10 protein-coding genes are annotated in these 12,151 nt (G+C 70.1%); 6 read left to right on the top strand and 4 right to left on the bottom strand.

The window, feature by feature from the left end:
• The first annotated feature begins 200 nt into the window (after positions 1–200).
• Positions 201–902, top strand: a complete 702-nt coding sequence (locus MO1_RS01890; RefSeq protein WP_060915056.1) for a WXG100-like domain-containing protein — start codon at positions 201–203, stop codon at positions 900–902.
• Position 903: 1 nt separating this feature from the next.
• A complete protein-coding gene (locus MO1_RS01885) occupies positions 904–1,539 on the top strand; it encodes a hypothetical protein (RefSeq protein WP_060915055.1) in 636 nt (211 codons plus the stop codon).
• A gap of 121 nt (positions 1,540–1,660) precedes the next feature.
• On the opposite strand, the gene MO1_RS01880 is transcribed toward MO1_RS01885, so the two are convergent.
• On the bottom strand, positions 1,661–2,284 hold the full coding sequence (locus MO1_RS01880) for a TetR/AcrR family transcriptional regulator (protein WP_060915054.1): 624 nt from the start codon (positions 2,282–2,284) through the stop codon (positions 1,661–1,663).
• Between the two features lie 67 nt (positions 2,285–2,351).
• On the opposite strand from MO1_RS01880, the gene MO1_RS01875 reads away from it, so the two are divergent.
• Genes MO1_RS01875 through MO1_RS01860 form a run of 4 tightly spaced genes read left to right on the top strand, consistent with a single transcriptional unit; the run spans position 2,352 to position 7,880 of the window.
• A complete protein-coding gene (locus MO1_RS01875; RefSeq protein WP_036310351.1) occupies positions 2,352–3,386 on the top strand; it encodes an agmatine deiminase family protein in 1,035 nt (344 codons plus the stop codon).
• The gene (locus MO1_RS01870) at positions 3,383–5,080 is read left to right on the top strand and encodes an amidase (protein ID WP_060915053.1); all 1,698 of its coding nucleotides are present in this window, start codon (positions 3,383–3,385) and stop codon (positions 5,078–5,080) included. The genes MO1_RS01875 and MO1_RS01870 overlap by 4 nt, the downstream gene beginning before the upstream one ends.
• Before the next feature lie 13 nt (positions 5,081–5,093).
• Positions 5,094–6,455, top strand: a complete 1,362-nt coding sequence (locus MO1_RS01865; protein WP_036310355.1) for a pyridoxal phosphate-dependent decarboxylase family protein — start codon at positions 5,094–5,096, stop codon at positions 6,453–6,455.
• Between the two features lie 42 nt (positions 6,456–6,497).
• The gene (locus MO1_RS01860) at positions 6,498–7,880 is read left to right on the top strand and encodes an aspartate aminotransferase family protein (protein ID WP_060915052.1); all 1,383 of its coding nucleotides are present in this window, start codon (positions 6,498–6,500) and stop codon (positions 7,878–7,880) included.
• 15 nt (positions 7,881–7,895) lie between these two features.
• On the opposite strand, the gene MO1_RS01855 is transcribed toward MO1_RS01860, so the two are convergent.
• From MO1_RS01855 to MO1_RS01845, 3 genes are read right to left on the bottom strand one after another with little or no spacing between them, the layout of a single operon-like run.
• The gene (locus MO1_RS01855; protein WP_060915051.1) at positions 7,896–10,751 is read right to left on the bottom strand and encodes an ABC transporter permease; all 2,856 of its coding nucleotides are present in this window, start codon (positions 10,749–10,751) and stop codon (positions 7,896–7,898) included.
• Positions 10,748–11,467 (bottom strand): ABC transporter ATP-binding protein, encoded by a 720-nt coding sequence (locus MO1_RS01850; RefSeq protein WP_060915050.1) that lies wholly within the window; start codon positions 11,465–11,467, stop codon positions 10,748–10,750. Before MO1_RS01850 ends, MO1_RS01855 begins: the two co-directional genes overlap by 4 nt.
• On the bottom strand, positions 11,464–12,081 hold the full coding sequence (locus MO1_RS01845; protein ID WP_036310361.1) for a PadR family transcriptional regulator: 618 nt from the start codon (positions 12,079–12,081) through the stop codon (positions 11,464–11,466). The genes MO1_RS01850 and MO1_RS01845 overlap by 4 nt, the downstream gene beginning before the upstream one ends.
• Positions 12,082–12,151 lie beyond the last annotated feature (70 nt).

The raw sequence follows: 12,151 nt of genomic DNA, 5'->3' as shown, positions 1-12,151 counted from the left end.
GTCAGCGGCATCCTGAAAGCTTCTTATGAGCCGTGCGGCAGTGCTGATCTGAGCCGCCCCACCGTGCGCGAGTTCACCGGCGGCCGAGCCGTTGCGGTCGGCGCCGCAGCGCGTCGGGATGACCGGGATGGGGCCTTCTCCCCATCGCCCTCGGGGGTGCCTGCTCACTAGGGTCGACGACGGAGGTGGTCCCCGTGGGAATGATGTTGCCCGATGAGCTGATCTGGATCATGGACAAGATGGGGCTCGAGTGGCCCGACATCGACGAGGACGAGGTCCACAAGGCGGCCGAGCTCGTACGCGGCTACCGCGATGACATGGAGTCGATCATTCAGACCGTCGACAGCCGCGTGAACGGCGACCTGGCCACCGCGTTGCAGGGCAACGCCGGCACGGCGCAGGTCGAGGGGTGGAATCGCAACCGCTCCGACAATATGCAGAAGCTCCTCGATGTGCTCGGCCCCGCAGCGACCGGGATCGACATCGCGGGTGGCATCGTCCTGGCGATGAAGATCAAGGTCATCGCCGAGGTGACCCTGACCCTCATCCAGCTCGTTCCGTTGCTCGCCGCGGGTCCTTTCGGCGCCGGCGGCGCGGCGTTGCTGCTGCTCGCGCGGAAGAAGCTCCTCGCCATGGCGATGGAGGCGACCCTCGAGCAGGTCATCAACGAGGTGCTGCCGCTCGCGGTCGAGCCGCTCGTCGAGCAGGTTCCGGTGATCGTCATGGCCTTGATGGACGCCCCCGTCGTGGAGGGTGCTGTCGGCGACGTGGACGAGTTCCAGGCTGATCTCGAAGCACTCGAGGCGGCCGCCGACGAGATGGACGCGCAGGCCGTGGACATCGAGGATCGCACCGATCGGTTGCTCGCCGATCTCGCCAACCTGCAGATCTCAGGAGACTGACATGACCATGAAGAAGCTCATGCGCGAGATCGTCGATGCCGTCGACGGCGCGGGCCGCGAGTTCAAGAAGGGGTTCGGAGGCGCGTTCCGCAAGCGCGGCGGCAAGCACCGCGCCGACGCCGCCCGCATCCGCGGCACGGACCGGCGAAACAGCGCCGATGCCGGACGGCACCGTCGCGACGCGCCGGTCCCCACCCACGCCAAGAAGTACGACATGCTCACGGATGTCACTCGCGGAGTGGACCAGCTCGGGCGCACCGGCCGCCACGCCGCGCCGGACTACAACGTCGCCAATGACCTCGGGACCTCGATCGGCAAGGCGGTGCGGGAGACCCCGCGCGATGTGCTGAACGAGGTACTGGACACTCCGAAGAAGATTCCCGGACAGGTCGTCGAGGAGCTGTACGAGGACGCCATCGGGCAAGACAACCCCGACGCTTACGGGAAGAAGGGCAGCGGCGACATGGAGTTCCTCGCTCCCGCCGGCGAAGCGTCGGAGCTGCGTGGACTGAATCAGGCTGGCCTCGAGGAACGCTTCGGTCTCACGCCGGGCGCGCTGGACGGCGCGACGTTCGAGGTACGCCCCGTCCCCGGAACCAACTTCGTCACCATCGACGTCACTCGCCCCGAGGACTGACCGACCGCGGCATTCGCGAAGTCTGAGCGTTGCCGAGCCGACGCAAACGGCATTCATTCTTCGCGGGTGACCGCCGTTCCCGTCGGGTCGAGGCGTCCGAGATGGTCGGGTCGGCGGCGGCTCAGGGGCGCAGCGCGTGGGCGGGGACACCCAGCAGACCCGCGAGCGCGCGACGGGTCAGGTCGGCGCGCGACGGGTCGTCGCGCCAGCGTACGAGGCCGTGCGCGCCGAGGCCGTCGAAGATCGCCAGCAGATGCCAGGCGATCGCGTCGGCATCCGCGTCGCCGAACTCGCCCCGATCGTGGCCGCGGGCGATCTCGGCCGCGAGCGCGGCTTGCCAGGCGTCCATTTCGGCACGCACGCGCTCCGCGAGGGGCTCGCTGCGGGCGCCGAGGGCCCAGCCCTGCACCCAGACGAAGGTGACGTCGTTCGGTTCGTCGCCGAGCACAGCGTCGATGAGCGCCCCGAGCCGGGCGGTGGCGGCATCCTGCTCGTGCATCAGGCGGAGGAGCACGACGAGTTCGTCGGCGACGATGCGGCCGAAGGTGTCGGCGACGAGCGCGTCCATCCCCTCGACGTGGTGGGCGACGAGGCCGGGGGCGACGCCGACCTTCGCGGCGACCGCGCGCAGCGTCACGGCGGCGAGCCCCTCGGCGAGCGCGATGTCGCGCGCCGCAGCAGCGATCTCCTCGCGACGCTCGGCCGGGCTCTTGCGGGCCCGACGGACAGTTGACGTCTGCGACATGGACTCGGTAGCCTCCCCACTATTGATCAATCGATCAATAAGCTACCCGACGATCGAGGAGCCCGCCATGGGTTGGCGCATGCCGAGCGAGACCGCTGCACACGAGCGCACCTGGATGGCGTTCCCCCGCGAGGGCATCACCCTCGGCGACACCGACGCCGAGCGCGAGGAGGGCTACGCCACCTGGACGGCCGTCACCGCGGCCGTCGCCCGGTTCGAACCCGTCTCGATCGTCGTCGACCCGACCGAGACGGCTCGCGCGCGCCGCATGCTCCCGGGTGAGGTCACCATCATCGAAGCACCCGTCGACGAGTTCTGGATGCGGGACCACGGCCCCACCTTCGTCGTCGATGACGAGCGGCCCGGCGTCCTCGGCGCCGTCGACTGGATCTTCAACGGGTGGGGCGCCCCCGACTGGGCCGAGTGGCAGAACTCCGCCGAACACGCCAGGATCGTCGCGGCAGAGGTCGGTGCCGAGCTCATCTCCTCCACGATGGTGAACGAGGGCGGCGGCATCCACGTCGACGGCGAAGGCACCGTGCTGCTCACGCAGACCGTGCAGCTCGACCCGCGGCGCAACCCGTACGCCGACCGCGCCCGCATCGAGGCGGAGATGGCCCGCACCCTCGGCGCGACGCACGCCGTCTGGCTGAGCCAGGGCCTCACGCGTGACTACGACGACCTCGGCACGAACGGTCACGTCGACATCGTCGCGACGATCACCTCGCCCGGACGCCTCCTGCTCCACGACCAGCGCGCCGCGTCGCACCCTGATCACGCCGTCACCGCGAAGCTCCGCGCCGAGCTGGAAGGGCAGACGGATGCCGCCGGCCGCCGCTTCGAGATCGTGTCCCTTCCCGCACCCGAAACCCTCACCGACGCGCACGGCCCGGTCGACTGGAGCTACGTGAACCACCTCGTCGTCAACGGCGGCGTCATCGCGTGCGGCTTCGGGGAGGAGCGCGCGGACGCACAGGCGCGGGCGATCCTCGCGGAGGCCTACCCGGGCCGCGAGGTCGTCACGGTCGATGCCCGCGGCCTGTTCGCCCGGGGCGGAGGCATCCACTGCATCACGCAGCAGCAGCCGGCGGTGACTCGATGATCGACGTCGTCGAGGCCTCGATTGCCGACCTCCGCGCGGCGCTGGAATCCGGCGAGACGACGGCGGTCGAGCTCGTCGAGGCCTACCTCGCCCGGATCGACGCCTACGACGGGCCCGACACCGAGACGGCGCTCAACGCCGTCGTGGTCCGGAACCCCGACGCGCGCGGCGAGGCCGAGGCGTCGGACGCGCGTCGGGCCCGCGGCGAGACGCTCGGTCCACTCGACGGCATCCCGTACACGGCGAAGGACAGCTACCTCGTCCGCGGGCTCACCGCGGCCGCCGGCTCCCCCGCCTTCGCCGAGCTCGTCGCGCAGCGCGACGCATTCACGATCGAGCGACTGCGCGGCGGGGGCGCCATCTGCCTCGGCCTGACGAACATGCCCCCGATGGCCAACGGCGGAATGCAGCGCGGCGTGTACGGCCGCGCCGAGAGCCCGTACTCCGCCGACTGGCTCACCGCGCCTTTCGCGTCGGGCTCGTCGAACGGGTCGGGCACCGCGACGGCCGCGAGCTTCGCCGCCTTCGGTTTGGGCGAAGAGACGTGGTCGTCGGGTCGCGGACCCGCCTCGAACAACGCCCTGTGCGCCTACACGCCGTCGCGCGGCGTGGTCTCGGTGCGCGGCAACTGGCCGCTCGTTCCGACGATGGACGTCGTCGTGCCACACACCCGCACGATGGCGGACCTGCTCGAACTGCTCGACGTCATCGTCGCGGACGATCCCGAGACCCGCGGTGACTTCTGGCGCGCCCAGCTGTGGATCGAACTGCCGGCCGCATCGTCCCTGCGGCCCGCGTCGTACCCGGCGCTCGCGCAGGGCGCCTCGCTCGAAGGGGTGCGCCTCGGCATCCCGCGCATGTACATCGGCGAGGATCAGGATGCCGGGACCGGCACGACGATCGGCGGCCCGACCGGTCAGCGGGTCGAGACGCGGGACTCGGTGCTCGCACTCTGGCGCGCGGCCCGTGCCGACCTCGAGGCCGCGGGAGCGAACGTCGTCGAGGTCGACTTCCCCGTCGTGAGCAACTACGAGGGCGACCGCGTCGGAGCGCCCACGATCGCGAACCGCGGGTTCCTCCCCGAGGGCTACCTCCTCCGCGAGATCGTCGACCTGTCGGCGTGGGCGTGGGACGACTTCCTCGCTGCGAACGGCGACCCGGCGCTGTCGACCCTCGCCGACGTGGACGGCCAGGCGATCTTCCCCCACCCGCCCGGGGCACTCCCCGACCGCTACACCGGGTTCGACGACGACATCGCCGTCTACCCGGAGTGGGTGCGCGAGCACCCCGGTGCGACGCTCGACGACATGCCCGAACTCGCCGAGGGCCTGTCGGGACTCGAGCGCACGCGTCGCGTGGACCTCGAGGAGTGGATGGATGCCGCCGGCCTCGACGCCGTCGTCTTCCCCGCCGTCGCCGACGTCGGTCCCGCCGACATGGACGTGAACCCGGCCTCGGCGGACCTCGGGTGGCGAAACGGCGTGTGGATCGCCAACGGCAACCTCGCGATCCGACACCTCGGCATCCCGACCGTCACCGTCCCGATGGGCACGATGTCCGACATCGGAATGCCGGTGGGCCTGACCTTCGCCGGTCGCGGCCATGACGATGCCACGCTGCTGCGTCTGGGCGTAGCCTTCGAACGTCTGGGTACCCGCCGGACGCCACCGCCGCGCACACCCGCGCTGCCCTGATCTCGGAGAACCGATGACCCGACCCGCCCGCATGCACGACGTGACCGACGAGACGCGTCACATCGTCGACCTCGTCCTGAACTACTCGCGTCAGCGCCTGCTCACCGACGACAACCCGCTCGACAAGCCGCTCCCCCCGGCCGAGCTGGCACGTCTGGCGGGCGTCACGATCAACGAGAAGGGCATCGGCGCGCAGAAGGCGCTCGGAGTCTTCGAGCACGTGCTCGCTCCGGCGTGCATCACCACGGACGACCCGCGGTACCTGTCGTTCATCCCGAGCGCGCCGTCGAAGGCCGCCGCGGCGTTCGACCTCGTGGTGTCGGCGAGTGCCCTGTACGGCGGCTCCTGGCTGGAAGGAGCGGGTGCGGTCCACGCCGAGAACGAGGTGCTCCGCTGGCTCGCCGGCGAGTTCGGCCTGCCGGCGACCGCGGGCGGCGTGTTCGTCCAGGGCGGGACGCTCGGCAACCTCTCGGCGCTCGTCGCTGCACGTGAGACGGCGCGGGAACGCGGCATCCGTCCCGATCGCTGGCGAGTCGTCTGCTCGGCCGAGGCGCACTCCTCGATCGCATCAGCGGCCCGGGTCATGGACGTCGAGGTCGTCACCGTCGCACCCGACGCCGGTGGCGTCCTGCACGGCGATGCGGTCCGCACAGCCCTCGAGGAGCACGGCGACAGCGTGTTCGCGGTGGTCGCGACGGCGGGATCCACGAACTTCGGCATCGTCGACGACATCGCCTCGGTCGCCGAGGTCACCCGCGAACTCGGTGTGTGGCTGCACGTCGACGGTGCGTACGGTCTCGCCGCTGCACTGTCGCCCGAGGCACGCCATTACTTCGCCGGCCTCGAGCACGCCGACTCCCTCATCGTCGACCCCCACAAGTGGCTGTTCGCCCCGTTCGACGCCTGCGCCCTGCTGTACCGCGACCCCGAGCTCGGCCGTCGCGCGCACACGCAGCACGCCGAGTACCTCGACACGCTCACCGAGACGAGCGACTGGAGCCCGTCGGACTTCGCTGCCCACCTCACGCGGCGCGCCCGCGGCTTGCCGCTGTGGTTCTCGCTCGCCACCTACGGTGCCGAGGTCTACCGTGAGGCGATCACGGCGTCGATCACGCTCGCCGAGCAGATCGCCGCCGAAATCGAGTCCCGCGACGAGCTCGAACTCGTCCGTCGCCCTCAGCTGAGCGTCGTCGTGTTCGAGCGTCGCGGCTGGGACAAAGCGGACTACACGACCTGGTCGAACCGCCTCCTCGACGACCAGCACGCCTTCGTCACGCCGTCGAGCCATGGTGGCCGGACGAACGCGCGCTTCGCGATCCTGAACCCCCGCACCCGCTTCGAGGACCTCGTCGGCATCCTCGACACCATGCGCTGAGCCCGCCGGCATCCCACCCCGCACCGACGCACGGAGGACACCATGGCCCGATCCGAAACCGACCTGCAGGCCATGGCGCGCGACCATCTCTGGTTGCACTTCGCTCGCCAGTCGTCGATGACGGAGGGGCCCGGCGTCCCGATCATCGTGAAAGGCGAAGGGCATCACATCTGGGATGCCTCGGGCAAGAAGTACATCGACGGACTGTCCGGCCTGTTCGTCGTCGCCGCCGGCCACGGTCGCGCCCGGTTGGCGCAGGCCGCGGCCCGACAGGCGGAGGAACTCGCGTTCTTCCCCATCTGGTCGTATGCGCACCCGTCGGCCATCGAGCTCGCCGACCGTCTCGCACACCTCGCGCCCGGCGACCTGAACCGGGTGTTCTTCTCGACGGGCGGCGGTGAGGCGGTCGAGACCGCGTTCAAGCTCGCGAAGCAGTACTGGCGACTGCAGGGTAAGCCCACGAAGCACAAGGTGATCTCGCGTTTCGTCGCGTACCACGGCACTCCCCAGGGCGCCCTGGCGATCACGGGGCTCCCGGCCATGAAGTCGATGTTCGAGCCGGTGACGCCGGGCGGCTTCCGCGTGCCGAACACGAACTGGTACCGCGCGGCGGAGCAGGGCTTCACGGGTACGACCCCGGAGGAGTACGGCAGGTGGGCCGCTGATCGAATCGAGGAGGCAATCCTCTTCGAAGGCGCCGACACGGTCGCGGCGGTCTTCCTCGAGCCGGTGCAGAACTCGGGCGGATGCTTCCCGCCGCCGCCCGGCTACTTTCAGCGTGTCCGCGAGATCTGCGACCGACACGACGTGCTGCTCGTCTCGGATGAGGTGATCTGCGCGTTCGGCCGCCTGGGCGAGTACTTCGGCGCCGACCGCTACGGATATCAGCCCGACATGATCACGTTCGCGAAGGCCGTCACGAGCGGGTACGCGCCGCTCGGCGGCACGATCATCAGCGACCGCATCCATGAGCCGTTCTCGCACGGGACGACCTCGTTCCCGCACGGCTACACGTTCGGCGGCCACCCTGTCTCGACCGCGGTCGCGCTCGAAAACCTCGACATCTTCGAGGAGGAGGGGCTGCTGCAGAACGTGCGCGACAACTCCCCGGTTTTCCGGTCGACGCTCGAGCGGCTGCTCGACCTGCCGATCGTCGGCGACGTGCGCGGTGACGGCTACTTCTTCGGCATCGAGCTCGTGAAGCACAAAGCGACGAAGACGACGTTCGACGACGACGAGTCGGAGCGCCTTCTGCGAGGTTTCCTCTCCAAGGCGCTGTTCGACGCGGGGCTCTACTGCCGCGCCGACGACCGGGGCGATCCCGTCATCCAGCTCGCTCCCCCGCTGACCATGGGGCCGGCTGAGTTCGACGAGATCGAAGGCATCCTCCGGACGGTGCTCACCGAGGCATCCGCGCAGCTGTGAACCGGCGGGTCGGGCTCACGCGATGACGTTGCGTCGCGTGAGCTCGGGTTCCCGCGGCGGCACGAGCCAGTTGACCGCCGCGATCCCCAGCGGCAGCGCGACGGCGAGCGCACCGAGCAGCCACCACGGGATGTCGGCGAGGTCCAGGGGCTGGTACGAGGTCTGCGACTGCAGCCAGAACCCGATGGGCGGAAGGATGCCGGCGGCAGCGCCCGCGAATGTGCCGAACCCGGCGATCACGAGGCCCTGCCAGAGGCCGACCCTGCGCCGGAGGCCCGGCGTACCGCCGACGGCGGCGAGCGTCGCGTCGTCGGGGCGCCGCTCGAAGCGGGCCAGGCCGAGCGCGACGGCGCTCGCACCGAGCACGAGCACCGCGACGGCGCCGAGGAGGGGGACGAGCCAGCCGGCGGGGCTGTCGGGGCCGGTCTCCCGCCACATGGACACCTGGTACTCATCGGTGTCGAGACTGCCCGCGAGGGCGTTCAGGTGGTCCTGGGAGTTCATCTCAGCGCCCTCGGGGAACTCGGCGATGACCCGGAGGGGCACCGCGGCGATCCCCCACTCACGGGCCGTCGTCGGGGCGATGGCAGCGACGATGTTCTGGTGCGGGGCGGTCACCGGTATCGCCGGGGCACTGCGCGCCCACTGTCGATTCCCGATCTCGTCGCCTGCCCAGATGTTGCTCGGGATCATGCGGTCGTAGGCGTCGCGCGCGCTCCACGAACCGACCTCGACGCGACCGTCGGTGAGGTAGCGGTCGTCGGCGACGATCACCGCGCCCTCGGCGTAGGCAGCACGTTGGGCAGGGCTCAGAGTGACCCCCATCACCGTCTCCAGGTCGTCGACGACCACGACCGAGAGGTTGTCGGTGGGACTGCCTTCGTAGGAGATCCCCCGATAGTCGTCCTCATCGGGCGCCAGCAGCGACCGGGCGGGGGCGACGAGCATCGCATGGTCGAGGTCCGCGGGAATGTCGGCGGACGTCTCGGCGAAGTACACGGGCGGCTGTGCGCTCACGACGCCGATCCCCGTCGCCCCGGACGACGAGAAGAGCCGCTGGACGTCGTCGACCGCATCCTGGGCGACGTCTGCGGTCAAGACAGAAGCGTCCATCGAGGAGACGTCCGAGACGACCGTTCCCGCCGGAGCGCTGTAGGTGTAGTTCCGCGCCGACTGCTCAGCCGTCATCATGCCCATCGCCACGGCGAACACGCCGACGAAGACCGTGGCGCCGATCGCGGCGAACGCGGGGACGGTCCGCGCCCCGTTCGCGACCGCATCCCTCGACGCCAGTCGCGCGGCGAGCCCGATACGTGAGAGGAGGCGAGACGACAGCCACAGCAGCCACCGTCCGGACACGAGGATGCCGACCTGCGCGAGGATGGGGCCGCCGACGATCCCCACGGTGGGGATCCACCGCAGAGGTGAGTCGCCCGGGATCGTGTCACTGATTGCGACCGCGCCCGCGGCGATCCCCGAGAGGACAGTCAGCGCCACGCCGACGATGATCAGGAGGGATCCCCACAGCGGTCTCGCGGCCGTGACGGTCATCGGTCGACGCGCCCCGCGCAGCGCAGAGATCGTGTCCGACTTCCCGACCGTCCGCGCAGGCATCCACGCCGACGCGGAGCCGACGAGGACAGCGAACACCAGCACGCCCGCGAGCAGCAGCCACGGCACGTGGAATCCCCAGAACACGGTGGCGGAGCCGTTGTTGAGGATGGGCATCAGGAAAGCCGACAGTCCCACTCCAGCCGCGAGCCCCACGGCACCGGCGATGAGGCCCAGCACCGCGCCCTGCAAGAGCACGATTCGACGCAGGTCCCGCGGCTCGGCACCGACGCTGGCGGCGATCGCGAGAGCGCGTTGCTGGCGACGCGCGCTCACGGCGAAGGCGGCGCCGGCGAGCATGACCACCATGTATCCGGCGGCGATACCGCCGCCGCCGATACCCGCCGCGAGGGCGAGCTGGCGCTGCTGGTCCTGTTCCGCAGAGGTCGGGAAGGTGTAGTCGTCGTACGGCTGATCGAACGGAGGCGGGTTGAGAACCAGCTGTCGCGCATAGACGCCGAACCCCGCCGCGTTCAGCGCACCGAGCCGTTCAGAATCGATGTCCGCCTGCGGCAGGAAGGACCGGATCGGGCTGTACCGATCAGCGTCGAAGAACGCGATCACGAGGTCGGCATCCGCGGCGGTAGAGGCGTCGAATGTCCCCGTGACGGTGAACCGTTCGCCGTCGGCGAGTGTCAGCGTGCCGCCGATCGTCGCTCCGGCTCGCTCGAGCACGGCGGGCGTCACCAACACTTCCCCGTCGTCCGAGGGAGCTCGACCGTCGATGAGCGCGTACGCGCCTTGGAACCGGGCGTCCGTCACATCGCCCGCCACGGCGCGCGCGGGGGCGGTGCCGGCGACCGTCTCGATGCGCTCGTCACCGGACGAGACAGGCACGATCTCCGTTCCCGGGGGGAGCGCAGCCCTCGGGTCAGCGGACAGCTCGGGCTCACTCGACCCGTCGGACCCGCCCCACTGCGAGGAATTGCCGAACTCGTAGGGGTCGTCCGGTTTCTGCCAGAATCCGGACTCCGCCGACCACAGCGGCTCGACCCAGGCCGACATCCGCCCGAGTTCGACGGTCACCCGCTCCGCAGGCGTCGCGAACGTGCTCGAGACGACCACCGCCACCCCCGCCATCCCCGCGATCGGCAGCGCGATGAGCGACATGATCAGCAGCGACGACACCCACGCCCGGCGCACCTGACGCCGAGCGATCCGCGCCGAGACCCACATCCGCGCGGTGCGCGAGGGCTTCGGTCGCTCCGCGCGGCGGCGCGCCCCGGCATCCGCTCGGGACCGGTCCCGCAGCGTCGTCATCGGGTGCTCGACAGGAATGCGTCGGCGCCGTGGCGCTGCGTCTCGTCGATGATCCGGCCGTCGCGGAGGAAGACGATGCGGTCGGCCCACGCCGCGTGGCGCGGCTCATGAGTGACGAGGATGCCCGCGGCCCCCTGGTCGACGCGGTGGCGGATCATCTTCATGACAGCCTCCCCCGTCACCGAGTCGAGCGCGCCCGTCGGCTCATCGGCGAGGATCAACCGCCGCCCGCCGACCACCGCACGGGCGATCGCGACGCGCTGCTGCTGCCCACCCGAGAGGTCATCGGGGTAGGAATCGATCTTGTCTTCGAGACCGACCGACGCGAGCGCATCCCGACCCGCACGGCGCGCCACCCGGGCTCGGAAGCCGTCGAGCTCGAGCGGCAGCGTCACGTTCTCGACCGCCGTGAGGGTCGGGATGAGATTGAAGTCCTGGAAGACGAACCCCAGGGAGCGCCGCCGGAGCTGCGCCAGGTCGCGACGGGTCGCCGTCGAGAGATACGTTCCCTCGACGACGACCTCGCCGCTGGTGGGCTTCTGCAACCCGCCGGCGATCGACAGGAGCGTGGATTTGCCCGAACCGGACGCTCCCATGATCGCGACGAGCTCGCCCTTGTCGACCGTCAGATCGACGCCCGACAGTGCCGAGACGCTCGTCTCGCCTTCGCCGTACTGCTGCGTGACCCCCACCAGCTGCAGAACGGCGCCGCTCACTTCAGCGCCGCCTCAGCGTCGCTCGCCTCGGTTCTCGCGGGCCTCCCGCGCTTGGGAGTCTCCGTCGACAGTTCGAGGCCCATCGTGCGGTGCGGATGCCGCGCCAGCCGCTGCTCGGTGTGGTCGAGCCACCGCGCCTCGGCCTCTGCGGCGAAGATCATCGAATCGACGACGAGCGACCACGCGAGCTCTTCGGGACCGTCGGGGTTCGAGCCGGCGTACTTCGCGCGATTCAGCTCCTGGAGCTGGCGCAGCGACGCGGAGCGCTGTCGCTGGATGACCGCGGCGACGTCGATGCCCGGCAGGGTCGCGGCGATCGCGAGCTTGATCGCGAGTTCGTCACGCGTTCCCTGCGTCCGCTCGACGGGAGCGTCCAACCACGCCGCGACTTCGGCGGACCCGTCATCCGTGATCTGCCAGTAGACGTGCCCCTGCTCGTCGACGTCGCCCTTCTCGACGAGTCCGTCACGCTCGAGACGGTCGAGGGTGTTGTAGATCTGGCCCACGTTGAGGGGCCAGGTCGACCCGGTGCGGCGGTCGAACTCCGCGCGCAGCTGGTAGCCGTAGCAGGGCCCCTGATCGAGGATCGCCAACAGACTCTGTCGTACCGACATCGGAACTCCTTGCTGCATACCGAGTATGTGTTTTCTGAGTATATGCATACCGGGCAACATCCCCGCAACA

The organism is Microbacterium oleivorans NBRC 103075, from assembly GCF_001552475.1.
Lineage (GTDB): Bacteria > Actinomycetota > Actinomycetes > Actinomycetales > Microbacteriaceae > Microbacterium > Microbacterium oleivorans.
The sequence above is the reverse complement of the archived record's forward strand: the minus strand, read 5'-3'. Positions and strand labels throughout refer to the sequence as shown.

What these genes read in the sequence shown, in the direction of transcription:
- MO1_RS01875 (WP_036310351.1), top strand. Translation starts at nt 2,352, where the DNA reads ATGGGTTGGCGCATGCCGAGCGAGACCGCTGCACACGAGCGCACCTGG.
- MO1_RS01885 (WP_060915055.1), top strand. Translation starts at nt 904, where the DNA reads ATGACCATGAAGAAGCTCATGCGCGAGATCGTCGATGCCGTCGACGGC.
- MO1_RS01860 (WP_060915052.1), top strand. Translation starts at nt 6,498, where the DNA reads ATGGCCCGATCCGAAACCGACCTGCAGGCCATGGCGCGCGACCATCTC.
- MO1_RS01880 (WP_060915054.1), bottom strand. Translation starts at nt 2,284, where the DNA reads ATGTCGCAGACGTCAACTGTCCGTCGGGCCCGCAAGAGCCCGGCCGAG.
- MO1_RS01845 (WP_036310361.1), bottom strand. Translation starts at nt 12,081, where the DNA reads ATGTCGGTACGACAGAGTCTGTTGGCGATCCTCGATCAGGGGCCCTGC.
- MO1_RS01870 (WP_060915053.1), top strand. Translation starts at nt 3,383, where the DNA reads ATGATCGACGTCGTCGAGGCCTCGATTGCCGACCTCCGCGCGGCGCTG.
- MO1_RS01890 (WP_060915056.1), top strand. Translation starts at nt 201, where the DNA reads ATGATGTTGCCCGATGAGCTGATCTGGATCATGGACAAGATGGGGCTC.
- MO1_RS01855 (WP_060915051.1), bottom strand. Translation starts at nt 10,751, where the DNA reads ATGACGACGCTGCGGGACCGGTCCCGAGCGGATGCCGGGGCGCGCCGC.
- MO1_RS01865 (WP_036310355.1), top strand. Translation starts at nt 5,094, where the DNA reads ATGACCCGACCCGCCCGCATGCACGACGTGACCGACGAGACGCGTCAC.